This is a genomic window from Candidatus Poribacteria bacterium (assembly GCA_021295755.1).
In the GTDB taxonomy this organism is placed as follows: Bacteria; Poribacteria; WGA-4E; order WGA-4E; family PCPOR2b; genus PCPOR2b.
This window is the reverse complement of the sequence record JAGWBT010000033.1, coordinates 31854-53466: the sequence shown is the minus strand read 5'-3', so window position 1 is coordinate 53466 and position 21613 is coordinate 31854. Positions and strand designations below refer to the sequence as shown.

Annotated in this window: 24 protein-coding genes and 3 pseudogenes; 4 read left to right on the top strand and 23 right to left on the bottom strand. The window is 50.0% G+C overall.

From position 1 onward, the window contains the following. Together J4G02_06675 and J4G02_06670 are read right to left on the bottom strand one after the other, a co-directional pair. On the bottom strand, positions 1–190 hold a 190-nt coding region (locus J4G02_06675), incomplete at its 3' end, for a hypothetical protein (protein MCE2394261.1). Positions 191–436: 246 nt separating this feature from the next. Next, positions 437–1339 carry a dihydrodipicolinate synthase family protein gene (locus J4G02_06670; protein ID MCE2394260.1) on the bottom strand — a complete coding sequence of 301 codons (903 nt, stop codon included), beginning with the start codon at positions 1337–1339 and terminating at the stop codon, positions 437–439. 296 nt (positions 1340–1635) lie between these two features. Here J4G02_06670 and J4G02_06665 point away from each other — a divergent pair, with 296 nt between their 5' ends. After that, entirely contained in the window at positions 1636–2769 is a 1134-nt protein-coding gene (locus J4G02_06665) for a hypothetical protein (protein MCE2394259.1), read from the top strand. Here J4G02_06665 and J4G02_06660 read toward each other — a convergent pair. From J4G02_06660 to J4G02_06625, 8 genes and pseudogenes are all read right to left on the bottom strand, one after another. Then, complete coding sequence (locus J4G02_06660; GenBank protein ID MCE2394258.1) at positions 2763–3953, bottom strand: Gfo/Idh/MocA family oxidoreductase; 1191 nt, start codon at positions 3951–3953, stop codon at positions 2763–2765. The two genes, J4G02_06665 and J4G02_06660, sit on opposite strands and share 7 nt — an antisense overlap. Positions 3954–4080: 127 nt before the next feature. After that, positions 4081–4407, bottom strand: a pseudogene (locus J4G02_06655) (DUF5615 family PIN-like protein). Then, complete coding sequence (locus J4G02_06650) at positions 4391–4717, bottom strand: DUF433 domain-containing protein (protein ID MCE2394257.1); 327 nt, start codon at positions 4715–4717, stop codon at positions 4391–4393. The pseudogene J4G02_06655 and the gene J4G02_06650 overlap by 17 nt, the downstream one beginning before the upstream one ends. Before the next feature lie 184 nt (positions 4718–4901). Further along, complete coding sequence (locus J4G02_06645; protein ID MCE2394256.1) at positions 4902–5129, bottom strand: hypothetical protein; 228 nt, start codon at positions 5127–5129, stop codon at positions 4902–4904. Positions 5130–5240: 111 nt separating this feature from the next. Further along, on the bottom strand, positions 5241–6146 hold the full coding sequence (locus tag J4G02_06640) for a hypothetical protein (GenBank protein ID MCE2394255.1): 906 nt from the start codon (positions 6144–6146) through the stop codon (positions 5241–5243). A 95-nt stretch (positions 6147–6241) separates the two neighbouring features. Then, positions 6242–6673: a Rieske 2Fe-2S domain-containing protein gene (locus tag J4G02_06635; GenBank protein MCE2394254.1), complete on the bottom strand. Its 432-nt coding sequence runs from the start codon at positions 6671–6673 to the stop codon at positions 6242–6244. 110 nt (positions 6674–6783) lie between these two features. Next, positions 6784–7845, bottom strand: coding sequence for an amidohydrolase (locus J4G02_06630; protein MCE2394253.1), 1062 nt, complete (start codon positions 7843–7845; stop codon positions 6784–6786). A 133-nt stretch (positions 7846–7978) separates the two neighbouring features. Then, a complete protein-coding gene (locus tag J4G02_06625) occupies positions 7979–9061 on the bottom strand; it encodes an amidohydrolase (GenBank protein MCE2394252.1) in 1083 nt (360 codons plus the stop codon). Positions 9062–9279: 218 nt separating this feature from the next. Between J4G02_06625 and J4G02_06620 the strand changes: the two genes are divergently transcribed. The 3 genes and pseudogenes from J4G02_06620 to J4G02_06610 all read left to right on the top strand — a co-directional run bounded on the left by J4G02_06620 (position 9280) and on the right by J4G02_06610 (position 10427). Beyond that, on the top strand, positions 9280–9912 hold the full coding sequence (locus J4G02_06620; protein ID MCE2394251.1) for a uracil-DNA glycosylase: 633 nt from the start codon (positions 9280–9282) through the stop codon (positions 9910–9912). Between the two features lie 47 nt (positions 9913–9959). Beyond that, positions 9960–10244 carry a type II toxin-antitoxin system HicB family antitoxin gene (locus tag J4G02_06615; protein MCE2394250.1) on the top strand — a complete coding sequence of 95 codons (285 nt, stop codon included), beginning with the start codon at positions 9960–9962 and terminating at the stop codon, positions 10242–10244. Next, a pseudogene (locus tag J4G02_06610) lies at positions 10241–10427 on the top strand (type II toxin-antitoxin system HicA family toxin). Before J4G02_06615 ends, J4G02_06610 begins: the two are co-directional and overlap by 4 nt. Before the next feature lie 34 nt (positions 10428–10461). Here the strand turns inward: J4G02_06610 and J4G02_06605 are convergent. From J4G02_06605 to J4G02_06545, 13 genes and pseudogenes are all read right to left on the bottom strand, one after another. Continuing rightward, a complete protein-coding gene (locus J4G02_06605) occupies positions 10462–11397 on the bottom strand; it encodes an acetamidase/formamidase family protein (GenBank protein ID MCE2394249.1) in 936 nt (311 codons plus the stop codon). A 14-nt stretch (positions 11398–11411) separates the two neighbouring features. Continuing rightward, positions 11412–12203, bottom strand: coding sequence for a phytanoyl-CoA dioxygenase family protein (locus tag J4G02_06600; protein MCE2394248.1), 792 nt, complete (start codon positions 12201–12203; stop codon positions 11412–11414). 220 nt (positions 12204–12423) lie between these two features. After that, a complete protein-coding gene (locus tag J4G02_06595) occupies positions 12424–13164 on the bottom strand; it encodes a phytanoyl-CoA dioxygenase family protein (GenBank protein ID MCE2394247.1) in 741 nt (246 codons plus the stop codon). A gap of 158 nt (positions 13165–13322) precedes the next feature. Next, complete coding sequence (locus J4G02_06590) at positions 13323–14699, bottom strand: glycosyl hydrolase (protein MCE2394246.1); 1377 nt, start codon at positions 14697–14699, stop codon at positions 13323–13325. Positions 14700–14746: 47 nt separating this feature from the next. Next, positions 14747–15517, bottom strand: coding sequence for a 23S rRNA (guanosine(2251)-2'-O)-methyltransferase RlmB (gene rlmB / locus J4G02_06585; GenBank protein ID MCE2394245.1), 771 nt, complete (start codon positions 15515–15517; stop codon positions 14747–14749). Positions 15518–15539: 22 nt separating this feature from the next. Beyond that, the gene (ilvD, locus tag J4G02_06580) at positions 15540–17219 is read right to left on the bottom strand and encodes a dihydroxy-acid dehydratase (protein MCE2394244.1); all 1680 of its coding nucleotides are present in this window, start codon (positions 17217–17219) and stop codon (positions 15540–15542) included. A 78-nt stretch (positions 17220–17297) separates the two neighbouring features. Next, positions 17298–18509 (bottom strand): ribosome small subunit-dependent GTPase A, encoded by a 1212-nt coding sequence (rsgA, locus tag J4G02_06575; GenBank protein MCE2394243.1) that lies wholly within the window; start codon positions 18507–18509, stop codon positions 17298–17300. 133 nt (positions 18510–18642) lie between these two features. Next, positions 18643–19110 carry an acetyl-CoA carboxylase biotin carboxyl carrier protein gene (accB, locus tag J4G02_06570; protein ID MCE2394242.1) on the bottom strand — a complete coding sequence of 156 codons (468 nt, stop codon included), beginning with the start codon at positions 19108–19110 and terminating at the stop codon, positions 18643–18645. 3 nt (positions 19111–19113) lie between these two features. Further along, entirely contained in the window at positions 19114–19671 is a 558-nt protein-coding gene (efp, locus tag J4G02_06565) for an elongation factor P (protein ID MCE2394241.1), read from the bottom strand. 72 nt (positions 19672–19743) lie between these two features. Continuing rightward, complete coding sequence (gene aroQ / locus J4G02_06560; protein ID MCE2394240.1) at positions 19744–20184, bottom strand: type II 3-dehydroquinate dehydratase; 441 nt, start codon at positions 20182–20184, stop codon at positions 19744–19746. 4 nt (positions 20185–20188) lie between these two features. Next, positions 20189–20728: a shikimate kinase gene (locus J4G02_06555; GenBank protein ID MCE2394239.1), complete on the bottom strand. Its 540-nt coding sequence runs from the start codon at positions 20726–20728 to the stop codon at positions 20189–20191. Positions 20729–20868: 140 nt separating this feature from the next. Next, positions 20869–21174 (bottom strand): annotated as a pseudogene (locus tag J4G02_06550) (redoxin domain-containing protein). Positions 21175–21180: 6 nt separating this feature from the next. Beyond that, positions 21181–21603 carry a redoxin domain-containing protein gene (locus J4G02_06545; GenBank protein MCE2394238.1) on the bottom strand — a complete coding sequence of 141 codons (423 nt, stop codon included), beginning with the start codon at positions 21601–21603 and terminating at the stop codon, positions 21181–21183. Between the last annotated feature and the right edge of the window lie 10 nt (positions 21604–21613).

Here is a 21613-nt window from a genome sequence, read left to right as displayed (position 1 = left end):
TTTGTTCGGGGACGCTCAACAGTTGGCTGCCCACGCCTAGGGTGTTTTCGTGCATCCAACTCTCAACAGTGTTGGCGGTTTCTTCGTCGATGAGGTTCTCGAAGTGTACCAGTCGCGGTTGCGCACCGGTTTCCCACCCACTTGGATTGCCTTCCTGTGCCCATATCTCCTTTTGACGTTCAACAAGCACTTCAAAACTGGCGCGTACATCGTCATAACCTCCCGCAGGATGATATAACCATCATCTTGCAATTGTTGTGGATTGACCTTCATCGTTTCTCTCCTGTTAAGTAGGTCTTAATGGGGAGGATAGAGCCGTGCTGCCAAATCTCAATACTTCGTCCGCGGCAACCTGTCCTTGATACTGTCGGGAATCGCAGAACAAAGAACCAAGTGGCCGCGGGTTCTACTATTCCATATGCAGGGACAAATCTCGTTAAGAAACGGTGACGTTGGTCAACCCAAGTTCGGCGACACATTTCCTCAATGCTGTCTGTTGTTCGACGGTCAGGGGAGATCCGGGAGGTCTGGGATGACCACAATCGATCCCAAGCCGTTCACTGAGGGTTGCCTTGAGGAGAGCATGAAACCCACCACCGCACGCCATGACTCTGTCTGCCGCATCACAAGCCCTGTCTTGGGCAGCTTCCGCTCGATCCAAATCTCCAGCTTGGTAGGCGTTCCAAATCTCTACCCAAAGTTCGGGCGCCATGTTTGGTGGACCATCTACGCAGCCTGTGGCACCAATCGTCAGGGCAGGTAGCATTAATCGGCTGTTTCCGATTAAGCAGAAGAGTCCCATCTTGGCGAAAGCGCGGACATTACCGAATGTCACCGCAGAATGCTTCAGTCCAGCCAACTGTGGTACTCCTTCCTGAATTTTCCGCATCAAGGCAGGGGTGATTTCAACGCCGGTGGCACCGGGTAAGTTATAAACAAACAGGGGTAGATCAGCCGCAGCTGCGACAATGCGGTAGTGCTCGACAATCTCCGCATCGTCGCGCCCATAGAAGAAGGGTGGCACACAGCAGATTGATTCAACACCAGCCTTGGCGGCATGTTCTGCCATCTTGGCAGCCCGTGCGGTTGTTGGCGCGCCGACGTGCATGATGTTCTTTATTCTGCCGTTGGATTGGTCTGCAATAACCTCCGCGATCCGATTGTTCTCTTCATCGTCTAACAGAACGCTTTCTCCAGTACCTCCGGCTACCCAGAAGCCGTGGACGCCCGCTTGGATGTTGAATTCGATGACTTTGCGAAAAGCCACTTCATTTAACTTTCCCTCCGGCGTCATCGGCGTAATGATCGCAGGAAATATACCGTGAAATTCAGTTTTCATAACTACTCCTCCTAAATGGTGATGATACAGTAGACGGAATTTCGCCCCAAATAGGCGTATCTCTAATCCTTTCAGGCAAGTCTCGTTATATTTTATCAACAGGGATTTTGAATATTATTCTATCTTCGCAGAAATTGATGAGCACGTCAAGTGGAAAATAGCCTATTTGTGCTCAAGTCTCGGTTTTTGATCTTGATCCGAATTGGGCAATCGGCTACACTATCCGGACGTCTTACTCTGTTTTACACCATTCTTTGTAATGAAGCCTCCATGAGATGATTTGACGGAGAAATGCTATGAAAATCACAGCTGTAAAACTCTACATCCTTGAGCATCCGGAACGCAAGGGCAGTGGACATAAATTGGTGCAAGTTCCGAATTTGCGCCGCATTCAGTACACCCACAAAGGGCTACCGAGCGATCAGCCGGCACAACAGACCTTTATTCAGGTGGAAACCGATGCCGGTATCACAGGCAGGTGTACCACCACGATGTCTCCTGCACAGGCAGCGATTTTGCGGGCGCAGGTGTTAGGGGAGGACCCACTAGATCGGGAAAAACTATACCAGATGCTGCACAAGGGAACGCGCTGGGTTTACCAGCCTCCCGGTTGGTTTGGGGACTTTGACAACTGCCTCTGGGACATTGCTGGCAAGGTCGCAGATCTCCCGGTCTATGCCTTGGTAGGTCGGGTGCGGGAGCAATTTCCTGTCTACCTGACGGGTGGGGATGGCACGGTGGCGGACTATCTGCAAGCCATTGAGACAGGACGGGAAATAGGGATTAACGCCTACAAATTCCATTCCTACAAGGGCGGCAAAGCGGATATCCCAATTTTACGTGAGGTGCGGGAGGCTGTCGGACCTGACTATGTGCTGCTTCACGATCCAGTCTGTTCTTATACCTTGCGCGAAGCGATTGAGGTGGGGCATGTCATGGAGGAATTGGACTTTGTCTGGTTGGAGGAGCCGTTCCACGAGCAGAAGATGAATCTCTACCAAGAACTGTGTCGAGAGCTAACGATTCCGGTGATGGCGACGGAGATGTTGATGCACGACATCGGATTGTCCTCGCAGTGGCTTATCCACGGCGCAACAGATCGACTCCGTGTCAATGCCCGGCACGGTACAACTCAGGTTCTGAAGTTAGCTCACTTTGCGGAACTGTATGGGACGAATGTAGAACTCAACGGTCAGGGTGGGTTGTTTGGACTCCTCCATGCACACTTAGGCTGCTGTATCGATAACACGGATTTCTACGAGTCCTTTTCTGCTGCTTCCGATGGCAATCGTCAGCAGGGGCAGGAGTGGGGGCTGCTGAATGCGCCGTTGGTCTCGGATGGGCGCATATCTCCGCCAGATGTGCCGGGGTGGGGGGCTGAGTGGGATGAAGCGCGTTTCAACTCTTTAGTAGCAGCGGAGTATCATTGACGCGGGAAGAAGAGGTCAATGCCAGCTTCGACATCATCGATCGGATGACCATGCTGTCCTTCATAGTTGTCGTGTATGTCGCGCTCGGTTTCGGTGAGATCGGTCAACGGGAAGGTCAAAGTAGCTCGACTCTGTTTGGCGGATTCACTCATGGCGATATTCATCTCCTGATCTTGCCGTCCGAGTTGTGCGCCGTACTCCGGCTCGGTGTCATGGATAATTGCATTCGCGAGGCTCAACAATTCATCGGCGACCGGGACCTGTCCTTCGGTGAGTGGGTAGTCCCTTAGTGGGTTTTCCCATGTAATCAGTTGGTCTGGAAGTTCTAGTTCAATCTTCTCTATCACCTCAGTTCCATCTACATCAATTGTCGTACGCTTCGGCTGATAACCGATACTTTTCGCGCCGTTCTCCAAATCTTCGGGCGGTACAACGTGGATCTCCTCGCCGACAATAGTTCCTTTGCTACCGTCAATCTGCGAAATACCGCCCTGCCCACGTCCCAGTGAACGGGCATGAATGACGTTGGAATAGACCATCAGAGCAGTTGCGTTATTGTCAAACTCTAGGAAGCCGAATGTCCAGTTATCACTTGTGTGGTGACGTTTCATGCGATCGATGATTGGGATGACTGGCGTGGATTGGGCGATACCGAGGATAGACTTCGGCTCTCCGTTCGCACGCAGCCGAAGCATACTCATGCCGTGGTAGCCGCCTTCGTAGAAGATTCGGTAGATTCGCCCCACCTCGCCTATCACGCCCGAATCAATCACAGCGGATAGAAAACGTTCTCGTGGTGCACGGTAGTAGTTTTCTGCCACTTCTAGTTTGACGTTGTTTCTCTGCGCCGTTTCGATCATGAGATCTGTCATCGGCAATGTCACGGCGATTGGTGTCTCGACGATGATGTTCACGCCGGCATCTGCCATAAAACAGGCGATGGCGTGATGTGCGATTCCGGGCACGGTGATATCCACTGCATCTAGTTTTTCATGTGCCACCAGATCTCGGACGCTGGTATAGGGGTTCGCACCATATTGCTCGGCGTATTGTTGAGCGACCGCTTGGTCTATATCACAAATTGCGACGAGGTTGTAGACATCTTTCAGTTTGGCAATGACAGGGAGGTGTGCACCCCCACCGCGTCTGCCTGCACCGACCAGCGCGATATTTAGTTTTGACATACCTGGGTTCCTTTGGACTTGAACGCTCAAAGCCTTGTAGTTCGGCGATTCATTGCCTCACAACACAACTCCCAACGCCCGATGAATCAGGCAACTACAGTAAATCTTTAAGTTTGATGTGTGCGGTTTAGATAAATTCCATCTGATTTTCCATGTCTTCCGGGTCAAGAGTTTCCCATATCAAGATGAGCCACTGGATAATCTCTCCAATAGTGCGTCTGCCTTGTCCACAATAGACAATCCCGGTGTGATCAATCTGAATACGAAGAAAATCATCGTCGTGCGTAAAAACGACCCGTCCCTCAGCTTTCGCAAATTCGATTTGTTCCTAATCGTCTGCCTCTATGAGTCCAACCTCTTGTGTGGTTGTTACATTGACGCCGCGAATCCGGAGCCCCTTTGCAATGGCCGGATTCACATTCTCATCAAGGTGGAATTTAATCGCTTGAGGCATCTTTTTGAGTGCGTTCCTTGAGCTTCTGCATCAGTAGAGAAGGGGTCTTGGTACGCATCTCATCCTCTAATTTCTCTGCCTCCGTAATGTCCCTGCGAATTTCTTCCATGTTGTCCATATAATAGACCAGTGCGGCATAAACATCGGCTAATGTAATTAAAGGGTAGTGATTAGCAATCTCGTATGGGTCCTTGCCCATTCTATCGTGCATTATCACGATGTCTTGCACCCGAATGCGGTGTCCAGCAATGCGAGGTTTGCCACCGCAAACACCCGGTGTGATTTCAATATGTGATTTAATTACCCCCATTTTTAGCCTCCTGAGTTTCCTGGTTTCGCCCTTACAGGTCCTCGATTCCCGGAACGGAGACGATATTTTATATCAACTCCGTAGGCCCTGTGTTAACGTTTGTTGGCGTTTTTTATGGCATCTCGTGCTACTATACACATACCGAGGATAAACACTATAAACATAACAACTGCAAGCCATTCCATCACAATTCCTCCAATTCATTAATCTTTCGATATGCAACTCTATTGATCCAAATGATTACAGATGTAAACAGAAATACCCCTACTGCACCAATTATAAGCAGAAGTACCCTAGTTTTTCCGTAGTTCTGAATTCCCCAAGCGACCAGTGAAATGTCCGTGGCAATCAGAATGGCGAATATAATTTTTAACCAGCCAATTTCTTCCTTTAGTTTATCAACCTTTGCCATGCAGGTTTATCTCTTTTTGATTGGGTTTTCATCTAATGCTTTAGTTCAGCAGCCGCCATTATCAAAACCACAGTTCTCGCTGTCAACTGAGACGATTAGTTAGCCTACTTATCACGTTTCTACCTTATCTCTTTCAGGGTCATATAGACGATAAATTCCAGGTCTTACCCGCCAATAGTATTTATGCTTGACAAAATGATGATGATGTGACAGAAGATTGGGGCATCCCGCAGCAAGTTCAACTCCGACATTACTTACCTTGAAGTTGGGATACTTTTCCAAGAGGTGTGTGGAAACTTGTTTGGGTGAAAAATTAGTGTCTGTATTTCCTTTCGTTATTTCCCGCACTGCGTCCAACACTACTTCCTTAACCGGCTTGTCGCCCGACCATCGCGCAAGCTGCCTTGCAGATTTGGGTACGACGACGTCTTCCTGTCCAATCTTTGCTTCCGTGTTGACAAGCACTTCTCCCGATTCCGTTTGGAATGTTGAAACAACTAGACAGTTGATGTCCATGCCATGGGAGGTTCGGAGGAATCTACAAACGCGCGATACCGAGGCTGGTATCTCTTCTGCTACAATGAATAAACGTAGCCTCCTATTCAAGGCTAGCATTTCGTTTTCAAATACTTCACTGAAAACTTTTTGAAGGGTTGTCTCTTTTTTCGCGGTCTGGAAGTAAGTTTCTGCTATCTCACAGATCTGCTCATCTGAAAGTTTTTCTGCCCATTCCGCGTATTCAAGCAATTGTGCGACAACGTTCCTTGGAGCCTTGCCCCTTTTCAGTTTGACAATAACAAGGTTTCTTTCAAAATCAATACCAAGTAGGTCAAGGAAGATAGTACTTTCTTCGACATTGACGCTCGTTTGTCTACCAATCCAGAGGATGGATTCTCCTTCGACAAGTGCCCACGGGCTGTTTTCTAGCCAACTCTCGATATGCTTTTCAAGCTCGATGTTAGTTTCTTTCGCGACGATGGGTTCAGCGCTGTGTAGATTGTCATTTTCTATGTTCAACCGAAAAATAGCCATCGTGTTCTAAAGGGTGTATAACAGATTTGCTTCGGGGAGTCACTGATATTTTACAGCGGGAAAGGTTGGATTCACGTCCGTTATTCGGGTATGTCAATGACCACATACTGCTGATCGACGGTTACGGAATAGGTCTCGGCGGTGTACGGTCCCTTTTGCAGCCCTGACGCCACCGTCGCCCCGTCCTCTACCTCCACCGGGTACTTTCTGACACGCTTCTGCGCTGGGTTCCACCACGACTGTCCCGTTTTGATATCAAACTCCCAACCGTGCCAGACGCATCGCAAAATTTCGCCTTTGCGGGTGTATGTGTATTCACCGGGTACATCGGACTGAAGAAGCCCTGTCAGACGTCCCTCGCATAGGGGTGCGCCCTGATGGGGACAGATATTCCGCACGGCATAAAACTCGCCATTAATATTAAAAACGCCGAGTGATCGTCCTTCAAGTTCGACGATTTTGCGTTCACCCGGCGGAATTTCGTCTACGGTTGCAACTACATGTTTTGCCATAGGATTCTATTGTATTGTATGAAATGTAGTAATAAAGATCAGGGGTTCAGGCATCATGAATGAAACCCCCATGAACCGAACCCCTGAACGATTTGTTGATTTGTAGACTTCTACAATTTATACAACTCGCGTGCATTATCCGCCATGATCCGCCGCCTTACGTCCGGCGCAAGACTCGTCGGGAAGGCACGATCGGGCGCATCGAAGTCCCAATGCGGATAATCGGTTGCGAACATCAATTTTTCGCGTGCGTTGAGCTGCTCAAGCAACAGGTCGAAATACTCCCGTTTGGGAGGTTCTTCCACCGGCTGCGAACTGAGCCAGAAATGCTCCTTCATATACTCTGACGGCAACTTTTTCAGATCGGGAACTTCCTCTTTCAGTTTCTTCCAATTCTGATCGAGCCGCCACATCAACGGCGGGAACCAAGCAAAGCCCCCTTCAATCAAGACAAACTTGAGTGTGGGAAACCGTTCAAAAACACCTTCACAAACAAGGCTAATCACCTGTGTCTGGAACGCCTGTGGCATACCGCCGTGGTCCTCAATGTAGTAGGAGGGCGCACCTGCGCCGGTGATTGGACCCGCGCCGACACCACCGAAGTGGATGCCGATCGGGAGATCATACTGCGTTGCGGCTTCATATATCTTCCAATACTTCCGCCGTCCCAACGGTTCGTCCGTGCGCGCAATCAATAGCACTTGGACAAAGTTCGGATCTTCACCGCGCCGATGGATTTCCTCCGCTGCCAATTCTCCATCTTCATAGGGAACGACAATTGATGCCTTCAGGCGTGGTTCGGGTGTAGTCCACTCTTCGACCTGCCAATCGTTAATCGCCCGTGCGATCGCTGCGACGTACTCCAGATTGAGTCCGCTGCCGCCCATCAATGGATTCAGAACCCCGTATTCAAAGTCCCAGGCGTCGAGCAATTGCTCCTGCATAAAAGCAAGATCTGCGCCCGGTGAAAGCCCGGATGGGGGCCAAGCGTCGTGCCGAGCTGCATGGGGCATCCCGCGCGGATAGTTGGACCCTGCGTGACCGCGTCCACCTATCATCCCCTGATGCTTGCGCCAGCGTTCAGAGAGGTATGGATGCAGCGATTCCGGCGATGCGAGGTTGTTGTGAATATCGGTGTCAATGACAGGAACTTTTTCCCGTGTGCTTTTCATCTACGTTTCCTCCTTATTGAACGTGAATTTCTGGATTTTCAGGATCAAGTTGGGGGTTCGCTAGCTAAACAAGTTTAGATGCGCTCACCCCAAATGGGCTGGAACAGGATTTACAAGGTAATCCTGATACATTTTACAGTTGATAAAACTCTCGTGCATTTTCCGCTAGAATCTTCTTCATCAGTGATTCCGGCAATCCCATCGGCAAAGCCTCCTCCGGGGAATCAAATTGCCAGTGTGGGTAGTCGGTTGAAAACATGAGCATATCGTCCGAATCAAGCTGACCAATCATCCGAAGAAACTGCTTGGGATCCGGCGGTGCGTCCATTGGTTGAAGCGTAAAACGGAGGTGTTCTCGCATATAGTCCGACGGCAGTCGTTTAATCCACGGTGTAATGTGGCGCAGTCCTCTCCATTCCTTATCAATCCGCCACATGACCGACGGTAGCCACGTAAAGCCGCCTTCGATTAAGGTCACTCGCAGATCTGGAAATCGATCGAACGTGCCTTCCGTGACCAAACTGATGACTTGGGCTTGGAAAATCTGGCCCGCGCCAGCGTATTCCTCCAAGTAGGTCGAAAACCAACCACTCGGACTTGGAGGGATGCCCGCCGCCCCACCGTAATGGATACCAACGACAAGGTTATGGCGGACAGCAGCCTCGAAAATTGGATCATAGTGTCGCTTACCATAAGGCATCAGTGAGCGCACCGGCAACAGTACCTGCACAAATCCGGGATGATCGCCCATGCGTTCAATCTCTTGCACTGCTGTTAGTGGATTCTGACTCGAAACAACCAACGAGGCGCGCAAACGCGGCTCCGGGTCAAGCCAATGTTCGACCTGCCAGTCGTTGGCCGCGGTAGCGAGTGCCGCTGCCAGATATTCATTATGAACGGTTTGCACCCAATACGCGCAGTTCAGGATGCCGTAGTCCGCTTCCCAGAAGTCGAGCGTCTGCTCTCGCAGCAACTCTAAGTCTGATCCCGGCGGTCCATCTTCAGGCTTCGTATCTGGAAGTGCTGATGTCGGTGCGCCCCCTGGGTAGTCCCCCATTTCAGGTCCTCCAAATCCGGAGGTGCTGCAGTACTCAACCCAAAAGTCCGGTAGGTATGGGTAAAGGGTTCCCAACGATGGTACACGATTATGAATGTCACAGTCAATCAATGGAAGATCTGACCGAATAAAACTCGGTTTTGTATCCCACGTCTCCACAGTTTTCTCCTTAAACAGTTGTAGCGTCCTTTATAGGATACACATCTGGAGTGTTTTTGTCAATAGGAAGTTTCGCCGGATTGGTGGTTTGAGTTATTTTCCCACAGGGGCAGCCAGACTGGCAACCTCCTTACACAAGTGCCTCCGGGTATAGAAATTGACAACTTTTGATTCCCTGTGTTATCATGCGTCCTACATCTGTTTGAGGAGGGATGGAAATGACCGAAGTTTTTGAAAAAATGGAAGCGCTGAAAGCACAAGCGGTCGTCTGCACCGATTGCGGATTGGCGGAAACCCGGTTGAACGTTGTCTTCGGTAACGGCGATCCTACCTCCAAACTTGTTATTGTCGCTGAAGGTCCATCGGCGACGGATGAACACACGCTAGTTCCATTTTCGGGCCCGTCAGGAGTTCTGCTCGACGAGGTGCTTCATGCGAACGACTTAGACCGTGATGAAATCTGGATAACGAATGTCCTCAGATGTCGCGCTGCTGTCCGAGAGGGAGGCACCACAAGAAACCGTCCGCCGAAAGCCGGGGAGATTAAGGCGTGCTCAAAATGGCTCGACGGGGAACTGACGTTGATTAGCCCGTCGGTTATTTTATGTATGGGAAGCCCTGCCGCCAATACCCTCATCCACAAAGGTTTTCGCATGACCGAGGAACGAGGTCAATGGTTCACAGATACACTTTATGCCCCATTTGTATTGGCGACCTATAATCCTGCATTCGTATTGAGGCAAGAAGGTGAAACGTATACGCGTGCCCGACAAGTTCTGATTGATGATATTGCTGAGGCGAAGCGTAAACTATCAGAAGCCCCTGAGTCCCCCAAGCTGACGCTATTCTAGATTCGACTAATAATTCAACAATCCCATTTAATGAATAGAGATAGATTATGTTGACTTACAAAGCGATGTACAAGTTACTAGATGAAGGTGTTCATGCGGAAGTGCTTGATTTTCCGGGTGTCATCACTTGTGGTAAAGATATAGAAGAAGCACGACGACTGTTAGCAAGTGCCTTGGTTGATATGGCAGAGACAAACTTATTACATGGCGAGTCCCTTCCACAACCTGATCCAACTTGTACAGATCCGGAGGCGGATTTAGAAGAACCAATTTACCTCTTGCTTCAGTCTACATCTCGTGTGACCTTGGTTCCGCAGGACGCTGTTCCATGAAACGAAGAGACCTTCTCAAACATCTGCGTTGGCATGGATGCCAGTTTGTGCGTGAGGGTGGTGACCATTCGATTTGGGGAAAACCCGACTATGAATCGTCGGACCTCGGTGCCTCGTCATAGGGAGATTCCTGATTACACAGCAAGACGAATCTGTCGGCAACTGGGTATTCCCGTACCGTGAAAGCAATTGCAACTCCGTTTCACAGCTTCTATCTTCAGATCAGCGGGTTCAGGGTTAAACCAATATCCCGCAAGATGCTCTTTTTCACCTTGCAGACCATCGTATACGCTGGGTCATAGACGTTGCCCATATCGTACTCCACACACTGACCGAGTAGGATATGGGGTGCGTTGCCCTCCAAGCCGAGTTCGTTAAGCCAACGAACCATTTCCGTCGTGGCGTGCTGCACACACTGATCCAAGGGGCGTGCATTTCCAGCCGTTAGGATGTAGTCGTCGTTTTCCGCGCGGGGCCAACCGATCTCTTTGCCTTTAATTACGTTGACTGTAAACTGCACGTCAAACGAGATCTCAATCCCGGTTCCGACAATCTCACCGTCACCTTGTACAGCATGTCCATCCCCGATGTGAAACAGCGCACCATCCACAAAGACAGGAAGATAGACGGTAACACCTTCACAAAAACCGCGGTAGTCCATGTTCCCACCGTGTGTTGAAGAGGTCGCTGTGGAGATTGCCTGTTTGCGCGGTGGGGCAACACCAAAACATCCCGCCATCGGCTCTAACGGCAACGTAAGCCTACCGAGGCTTGTTTCCGGTGAGACGAGGGTCGCTGTCCATTTGTCCAGATCGATCTCCCAGTCTCCGCGACCATTCTCCGGCAGATCGGACGCTACATACTGTGCGTCTAGAACGTGCGGGGCAATTACCGTTGAGGTTCTACCCATCTTCCGATTGGGAACTAAGCGATCAAAGTGGACAGCAAGCGTATCCCCCGGTGCTGCACCATTAATATAAAACGGTCCCGTCTGCGGATTACCACCTTCAGTGACCGTCTCTCCGGCGGCATCAACGCCACCGGCGTCAACGGTTGTTGTGATGACAGTATCGCCGCTGTCGATATGGAGCACCGGTTCGTGTGCCCCGATTGCAACGTGGTAAACAGTTGGTTCAAAATTATGTGTTGCCATAAACCCCTCCTCTGTTATCCGTATTTTAACCAGTTATCAAAAAGCGGTTTGATTCGCGGGTTGAGACTTTCAAGGAACGCTGGATCGTTTAACCACTCCTGACTCGTAGGGCTATCCGGGTTGGGCGGTTCGCCTTCGGGCGGTGCAGCCACAAGTGCGTAATGTAGTGTCTGGCGGATTGCCCCTGACCGGTTATATCCTTTGTGGATCAGGCTGGAGTTGTAGAAAACAATATCACCCGCCTTTAGTTGGACAGCCATTTGGTTGGGCATGTCAGTTTTGGGCGAATTCCGTAGGATATGTCGTTCGGTGTCGGTGAATTCCCGTCGGTGGCTGCCCGGGACGATGGTGAGGGTTTCATCATCGTATAACGCGCCATTCAGTTGGACGCCGCCCTTGAGTTTTGCTATCAGTTGTTCGCGAGGCACCTCGCCATCTCTTGTTGAATCCCGATGCCAGTTGATATGATATGGCTTGCGTTCCGGACTGACCAACAGTGTGCACAGATGATAGCGCAACCGCGTCCCAATTAGGCTTTCGATTACGTCCAAAATCTGGGGATGTGCAAGCGATTCGACGAGGGCTGCTTCTCTGATGCTTGGATGAAAGATGTGGTTTACGCCCCAGATGTCATCTTGTTCGCCGTTGACGTAGCGCAAGTATTGATGTGCCTTTTCGACGCGGCATTTGTGCAGGATGGAATCGACAGCGGCGCGATATGTTTCGATATCCGTTTGAGATAATACGTCTCTGCGGATAACATAGCCGTCTTGAAGGAATGATTCTATTTCAGAGTGACTGAGCATATCCCCCTCTTTTATGGTAGATTTTAGAATCACTTAGACACTGTGAATGAGCACGTCAGAAACCTGTTGGCAGGGTTACGGTATACGCTGCACGCCTCCGATGTAAAGGGCAATTTGCCATAGGTAGCGTTTGCGGCTTGGGATCACAATCTAACAGATCGTGTTACAAAAAACTATCTACTTTTAATGTCTACTTATTTTTCTAATTCACCATAGTATGTTAATTTCCGCGAACAATGTGCCGATCTTCGTAACCGCCGCGTGGGAACCGGTCTAGAGGCAGATCAGCGGGGATATAGTGCCAAGCGGTGCTGTAGCGAGGGCGGTTACTGCGATTCTCGTAGGTTCCGTGGAGAAGATTCGATGAGAAGAAGACCACCGTGCCACCGGGCACCTCTACATCGAGGGCTTTCGATTCATCTACTTCGGTCCAACTTCCGTGTGCCCCCTGCCTTCGGTGATGCTCCACAATCTCTTGGGACAGGTGGCTTTTCGGAACCACTCTCAAACAACCATTCTCACGGTCAGCGTCCTGAAGGTAAATACCGCAACTAACAATTCGGTCTGTGTTTGTGCCGAAGTAGTAGTTATCCTGATGCCAGTGCACCGAGGTGCCGCCATTCGGCAGTTTGGGAAAGAATTTGGTGCCGAATACGTCGATGTCGGGACCGACGAGTGTTTGGACTCGGTCAAGGATTGCCGTTTCTTGGGCGAGATCTAGGACCTTCGGCTCAACGACGCATACACCCTGAATTTTGTGTAAGAATCCTGGAATCGGCTTGTGATCTTCGCCGAATTCAAAGGTCCAGTGTGGACCGTCAACTGGGAGGGCGAGGCTGCGCTCAACTAGATCATCGAAGAGATCCTGATAAGCCTTGAGTTTTTCACCGTGGATTAAACTTTCAAAAATCAAATAGCCTTCTTCATGAAATTGCTGCACCTGTTTGTCTGTTAATTGCATTGATAGATTCCCCTATTTTTTTGTGATGTTTGTTCTGACGCAAGATCAAGATTTCCTGAAGATTGTTATTCTTGCGCGGTTCAACGATCGTTGAACCCTACGAAAGTCTTCGGTTTATATCTGCTCATCCCAAGTGGTATGAAGATCTGTGTCCCCTACTATTTCCCCCAAAAAGTCGGATAAGGTTGATTCTCCAATTCCCGTAGCAGAAGCAATCCAAGTTCTCGTGCGTGATAGTCGCCCCACATCGACGATTCGCCACAGGGAATCGCGCTACCTTCAGGAATATGATCCCAACCGTTTGGACGATGGTAGATTGAATGCAGGATTAAGCCCTGATGCTCGTCAGATTCCGAAAGATACGGTTCGGCAAAGAGCGTAGCAGCAACCGTTAATCCCGCCTGATAGTAGCGTTTTCCTGCTGCCTGTTCTCCCTGTTTCTTGAGGTAATTTCCTAGTCGAATCAACCCCTGCGCGGTGATGGCGGCTGCGGAGCTATCCACAGGTTCAACATCGTTGAACGGGTCTGCAGGTTGTTCGAGATAGAATCCAAGTTGAGCTAGCCGTGGTGCCCCGGTGTCCCAATATGGGATGCCGTCTAAGGCTGTGTTCTCAATATAAAAATCGGAGGTTGCTCTGGCGGCTTTCAGTATATGATCGATTGCCCTTGCCTTCCCACCATAGGGGGTAAGATCATCGTCTGCCAGCGTCTCAAAGAACTCCAGTTGCTCGGCATAGCCGGTGATAATCCAAGCGAGTCCTCGCGTCCATGTTGTAAATGGTGAATATCCCTGCTGGCTACTTGCACAGCGGTAATTGCCGTCGTTCATGTTAAAGATCGATTCGTGCGCGACACGCCCACGTATGTCAAACGCATCGCGGCCGTCGCCGTAGTAGACGTTATAGGTTGCGGTTGTCTCGGAGTGGTGCAACAGTCGTTCTAGCAAAGGGATTGGTTGGTCGTTCTCGCCCATCAGTACATGCCCTAAGCTATGTCCCAACGCCAACGCTCGCAACGAGCGGATAGTGTCCGCAAAAAGTGAATGGGGACCATTGAAAGAGGGGATATAGCCTTTCCCATCCTTTGTCTTTGACCAGCGACTCGCCTGCACCGCTGCCGACGCTTTCAACGCAAGCTCGTAGAAATGGAGTTCCCAATCGTTATGCGGGATACGTCCCTCAAGGATCATACGCCTTAAATTACCATAGGTCGAGACGTTGTTGAACCCGTGGTCGTGTACGCCGATATGCGTCAGATGGGGTGCCATCTTTTCGACCGTATTCTTCCGCCCGATTTCGAGGAACTGCTCGTCATCTGTTGCATCGAATTGCAAAAGTGCGGAACCGAATTGGAATCCCTGCGTCCACTCCGTCCACCCTCGCGTGGTATACTGACCGGCAACAGTGAACACCGGCGTTCCTTTTTCAGGGGGCCATGTATCTTCGATTGCCAGAATCTTCTTTCCCGAAAGTTCAAACAGATGCTCAAGTTTCGGTTTGAGTTGTTCGACGGTGATTGAGTCGTTGATCTGCATAGTGATTTTGTGTCCTATAAGAGCGTGTGAGAAGTCCGATGAAAATCTTAACCCGTTTTCACACGTTCTGATACTGAATCGGTATTCCCTCTCTGACGGATGACTTCGTACAGCAGAACGCCCGCGGCGACCGAAACGTTGAGCGATGGGACATGCCCAAACATGGGGAGGTGGATCAGTAGGTCGCATTTCTCCTTAACGAGACGACGAAGTCCCTCTGCCTCATTACCGAGGACAAGGCAAGTCGGCGCTGTCAAATCTGCCTGCGTGTAAGACGTGGGGGCTGTCTGATCCGCGCCAATCACCCAGATGCCAGCGTCCTTGAGGATCTCAATCGTTCGGGCAAGGTTGGTCACTTGAGCGATTGACACATACTCAGAGCTGCCCGCCGAGGCTTTGTGTGCAGCAGTTGTAATGCCGGCGGCTCGATCCTTCGGAAGGATGAGTCCGTCAGCATTGACGGCATCCGCTGTGCGAATAATTGCGCCGAGATTCCGGGGATCCTGCACTTGATCGAGCATAATGAATAGCGGTGGATGATTCGAGCCTTGTGCGTTTGTGATGAGACTTGGAAGATCGATATAACTGGCAGGACTGACAAGGGCGATAACCCCTTGATGTGGAACATCGGTTTCCATCGGATCTAATTCCCGACGTGGTGTAAAATCGCAGCGGATGCCGCTTTTCTCAGCGATGACACGAATTTGCCGGAGGCGCGGGTGGTTGTTTCCTTGTGCGATAAGAATCCGTTCAATTTCACGGTTGCCGCGGCGTAGGAGTTCCAGCACTGAATTTCGACCGACAATTTTATCTTGCACACTGTTCTCCTACGTCCTATTGTTATCCGGTCACAGCGCCTTCGGACGCTGATGACACGAGACGAGCATATTTCGCCATCACCCCACGGGTGTAACGCGGTGCTGGAGGTGTCCATTCGTCGAGTCGCGCTTGGATTTCCTCGTCCGAAAGCTCAACGTCAATCCGAAGTGCTTCGGCGTCTATCACGACAATGTCGCCGTCACGTAGTATCGCAATCGGTCCGCCGTGTGCCGCTTCCGGCGCAATATGACAAATCATGAAGCCGTGCGTGGCACCGGAGAACCTGCCATCTGTCATGAGGGCGACATCTTCACCCAGTCCGGCCCCGACGATTGCGGCAGTAACACCGAGCATTTCTCGCATACCGGGACCCCCAGCGGGACCTTCGTAGCGGATAACAACCACATCGCCCGGCTGGATAGTGCCGTCCTTAATCGCTGCAAAGGTGTCTTCCTCGCGTTCAAAGACACGCGCTGGACCTCTATGGACGGTTCTATCATGGCCGGCTAATTTAATGACACAGCCATCGGGAGCGAGATTGCCTTTGAGTATTGCGAACCCACCGGTTGGTTTAATCGGTTTCGACACAGGGAAGACAACTTCCTGCCCCTCTGTTTCGACAGCACTGGCAGCTGCTTCACCGATAGTCTGTCCCGTTACGGTGAGTTCGTCGGCGTGGAGGCGTCCAGCTTCCATCAGACGTTTGGCAACAAGCTGAATGCCGCCAGCGTCATGCAGATCTGCGGCGACAAAACGTCCGCCGGGCCTGAGGTTTACATAGATTGGTGTCTTTGATCGGATTTCTTCAAAGTCGTCGATTGTCAATGGAATATTGGCTTCGTGTGCAATTGCGAGCAGATGAAGGACGCCATTCGTTGAACCGGCGGTTGTCGCCACCGAGGATATTGCGTTTTCGAGCGAACGTCGGGTGATGATTTGGCTAGGGCGTCGGTCAGCAGCTAGCATTTCCATAACCAACTGACCTGCTTGGAATGCAACATCATCTTTATTTTTATCCACTGCAGGGACGCTGCCACTACCCATTGGTGCCATCCCAAGAATCTCGACAGCGGTTGCCATTGTGTTGGCGGTGTATTGACCACCACAAGCGCCTGGACCGGGGCAGCCTTTGCTGATAAGGTCATCAAGTTCTTCGATAGTGATTTTACCTGCAGCGTGCACCCCCACCGCTTCAAAAACCTCCATAATTGTCACATCTTCGTCCTGAAAACGACCGGGCATAATTGATCCGCCGTAAAGCGTCAGAGAGGGTATGTCTAGACGGGCCAGTGCCATCACTGTGCCGGGCACAGTTTTGTCGCATCCGCAAAGCGTAATAACCGCGTCAAACATATTGCCGCGACAAACCAGTTCGATGGAATCCGCGATCACCTCTCGGCTGATGAGCGATGCCTTCATTCCCTCGGTGCCCATGCTAATTCCATCTGAAATGCTGACTGTATTAAATTCGAGAGGTGTACCACCTGCTGCCCGGATACCTTCCTTCACTTTTGCAGCAAGGCGGCGGAGGTGGTAGTTGCAAGGTCCAATCTCAATCCATGTATTGGCGACCCCCACGATCGGCTTATCCAGATCTTCAGGCTTTAGTCCATCGTCGCCGAACATCAACATGGCGCGTGCTGCTGCTCGATCTGGACCATCAGTAATCACATAGCTTTGACGTTTAAGTTCGTTTTGCATGCTTCCTGCGTCTCCCATTCTTTGCTGTTCTAATCAATTATGCTCAACAAAATTCCCACGATTTTGTCTACATCACAACTAATTGCTCGATTTTTGAAATTCACAATAGCTCTGATACCGAAACTTCGAGATGCCCCCTGTTTTTAGGTCCGCTTGCACCGCACAACCTTCCTCACGAATATGTGTACAAGAATCTTTCGTACACTGCTCTCGGAGCGAATTCATCTCTGGAAAATAGCGGTCCATCAAGCGAGACTCAATGTCCCAAAAGTGCAGCTCGCGAAGCCCCGGCGTATCGGCGATAAAACCGCCCAGGTCCAAGCTATAAAGTTGGGTTGCAACGGTCGTATGTCTGCCGCCCCGTCGCGGGTTCACTTCGTTTGTTTTCAATTTCAAGCCGGGTTGAATGGCATTCAGGAGCGAGGATTTCCCGACGCCCGACAATCCAGAGAGTGCCGAGATCTTACCTTTCAACCGCACTTTCAAATCCTCGATTCCCTCGCCAGTCGTTGCACTCGTGATGATTGTCCGATAACCAATTTTCTCGTAAAGCGCGGTCATCGAATCCACTTCTGAGCGGTCTTCGAGCGTGTCAATTTTATTGAAACAGATAAGTGGCTCAACCCCTGATGCTTCGGCGATAACGAGGAACCTGTCCAGCATTTGCTGCCAGATTGGTGGCTCTTTTACGGAAGAAACGATGACGAGCCTATCAAGATTTGGAATGAGAACAACCCCTTTAGACTGCGTTCCCCTTCGTTTGTATTGACTGTTGCGACGCATGATGGCTGCAATGACGCCATGCTTTTCATCAATCATCTGAACTTTGACTCGGTCGCCCACATAGACCTGCTGATTTTTACTAAACGCATCTCGTTTTCCCCGCAGTGAACATTGATATCGATTCACATCGCACTGCACAATGTAAACACCATTGCTTGCACGCATCACGACACCTTCGGGAAGTCCGACCAATTTTTCGTTGTCGAAGAGGTAGCCTGTCCGTTTTAGAAGTTCTTCGTCCGATATAATTCGCGCAGCTTTGATGGCACTGAGACGTCTGACACGATTTTTGACAAGCATTTTCTCTGATTTGAGCAGCAATGTGACAACGACCGGTTTGTCCTTATCGTTGTCAAGGGCATTCTCCGCATCCCGAATCGCTGGATTCATATCAAGATAAACCTTGGGATAGATGATGCGCTCCCGCCAATCAAAAGCCGAGTAGTCACCTTCGACAATTTTTTGCGCTTCGGTTAAAGTTGTGCCTGCGTAAACGGACATTGCCATAGTTTTCAATGACCTCTGCAGGTTTGCGTGGGTCAGTTATGAGGTGTTGGATCTCAGGGGGAGGTTGAGGGAGGCATTTCAACCCATTTTTTTATCGATTCCCGTTCAACCTAACCGACGCGCCAAATTCCCTTCACATCCGCCTCACGCGAAATAGGGGCTGATCAAACTCAACAGTCGTTGTATCTTCAACGAGGATTTCAAGAATCTCGCAGGGAAAATCTGGCTTGACATCGTTGAAAATTTTCATCGCTTCAATCAAGCACAAAGTATCGTCTTCTGATACAACGCTTCCAACTTCCACATAAGGCGCAGCTTCCGGCGATTGAGAGGCATAAAACAGTCCCACCATCGGTGACCGTACGAGTTCTCCCACTTCTGGTGACAGTTGTGCCGCAGGAGACTCGACTTGTTCCGCGCTTGGTAAGGGCAACGTGTCGTTCGGCTGCGAAAACGCGACAGGTACAGGTTCACTGCCTCGCCGGACCTTCAAAGTAATACCATCCTCGCGCAGAAGGACCTCTGTCAAATCTCGCTCTTCCATGATGTCGCAGACTTGTTGCAGGAGTTCTGTAGCGGATGGTGATTTTTCTCTCGGCATAGATTAAACCCTCTCTACATATGTTCCTGTACGGGTATCAACCTTGATTGTCGTACCATTTTCAACAAATAGGGGCACTTGGACTACCCCACCTGTTTCGAGCGTTGCTGGCTTTGACCCGCCACTGGCGGTATCGCCGCGTAAGCCGGGATCTGTATCAACAATTTTAAGTTCCACAAATGTTGGTAATTCGATTGCTACTGGGATATCTTGATCGACTTTGACCCGGATCGTCTCTCCTTCTTTGAGAAACTTCATTCCATCGTTCAGAAGGTTTTCCGGTAGTTGGTGTTGTTCAAAGGTTTCGTTATCCATGAAGTACAACAGTGTGCCATCATTATACATATATTGCATATCACGTTCTTCAAGGCGAACGGTTTCGATTGTGTCTTTTGAGCGGAATGTCCGATCGATAACTGCTCCGTCGGTGACCCGCTTGAGTTTTGTGCGAGCAAACGCACCCCCTTTGCCGGGCTTAACGTGTTGACAATCGGCGATAGTATACATAATGTTATCGAGTCGGATAACTAAACCATTTCGTAAGTCATTGAGTGCTGCCATAAAATTCTCCTTTTCGGTCTTTCAAAAGAATGAGTTTCTAAAGTTTCTCTCATCTGCTTTTCCTCGATCCTATCAATCTGCCTGCTGCAAAACCTGAATCATCGCGTCCAACGCCAAATCATAGCCATGCGCCCCAAATCCACAAATCACCCCGACAGCAATGGGGGAAATGTAGGAATGCTGGCGAAAAGACTCACGGGTGTGCACGTTGGAGAGATGGATCTCAATTACTGGGAGATTAATAGCGGACAAAGCATCCCGGATCGCAACACTCGTATGCGTATAAGCCGCAGGATTGATGATAACGCCATCCGCCCAGTCGATATTGTCCCCAATGAAGGAGACGATTGCACCTTCGGAATTAGCCTGAAAGACCTTGAGATCAACGCTCCGTTTTGAAGCAATTTCGCACAGATGCGAATTGATGTCGTCCAGCGTCTGACTGCCATAAATTTCGGGCTGTCGTCTTCCCAAGAGTTGGAGATTGGGTCCGTGAATCAGTAAGATGTTCATATCATTAATTCTTTTTTACAACCGCTCGCCCCGAATGAAGACTCTGCTGAAATATCTCTACGATTTTATCTGTGACCGCTTTAATTGATAACCCTGTGGTTGAGATCTGGTGATCGGCACGGGCGTAAAAAGGGCGACGTTCTATAAGCATTTGCTCAATCTTGCTCAATGGATTGGGGTCTTGCAGCAACGGTCGGTGCGTTTCACTCCCAACACGTCGCCAAATCTCCTTTGAGGTTGCTGTCAAACAGAAGACAACACCTGTACGCTTGAGCATATCCAAATTTGATTCTCGCAGGACAATCCCACCGCCTGTTGAGATCACATGGCCCTCTAAATTCGCTGCCTTACAAACCGCTGCGCTCTCTAAATCCCTAAAGTGTGCTTCGCCATACCGGGCGAAGATGTCAGGGATGTCCATTCCGCTGTCTTCTGTGATTATATCGTCTGTATCAATCATCGGCATCTCTAGCCGATCGGCGAGTCTTTTCCCCACTGAGGTCTTGCCTGTTCCCATGAAACCAACCAAGACAATATTTCTCACAAATTTCCCCCACCCCGTAAGGGTATTAGTATACACCTGTTGCGGACAATTGTAAAGCAATTCTTTGCCCGGTATGGCAAGCTAAATGGACGTTACTTAGATTGGCAATTTAGCTTTAGAGGAGCCATTTTTCGGGCGTATTACATCGACTCGAAGAAATCCGCTAGGTCTTTGCCGTGTGTCCTCGCGTTGACCTGTTTATCGAGTTTGATAATCTTGCCCTCTTTGTCGATGACAACCGTTATGCGACTGCTCAAACCGTCCGATTTGTCTGTCGCACCAAAGAGCAAACTGATATGGCGTCCTGTGTCCACCAGCAATGGAAAGTTAAGATTGTTTTCTTCAGCAAACTTCTTGTGAGACGCTGCATCTTGTACGCTAATTGCGAAGACTTGGGTATCGTGTTCGGCAAATGTACTCGACTCATCCCGGAGCGAGCATACCTCTGCCGTTCAGCCGCCGGTGAAGTCTTTGGGATAGAACGCTAACACAACGTTCTTTTTCCCCTCGAAGCTGCTGAGTTGATGGGTATTGCCGTCCTGATCAGAAGCGATAAGGTCTGGTGCAGGCTGCCCGACCTGAATTGGCCCCGGAATGCTTTCATTGATTAGTTTGACGAGATCTTCTCCATGCGTTTGCGTGTTCACGTTTCGATCTATTGCACGAATATATCCTGCTTTGTCAATAACGAAGGTCGATCGATTAGAAGCCTGAAACCTTTCCATAATGCCGCTATAGACCTTGCTGACCTCGAATTTCGTATCGGCGAGCAGAGGAAACCCAAACTTCTCCTCTTCTTGGAATTTTTTATGAGAGGCTTCATCATCGACGCTAACCCCTAAAAGGACCGTATCCGTCCCCTGAATTTGGCTCAACTCGTCCCGG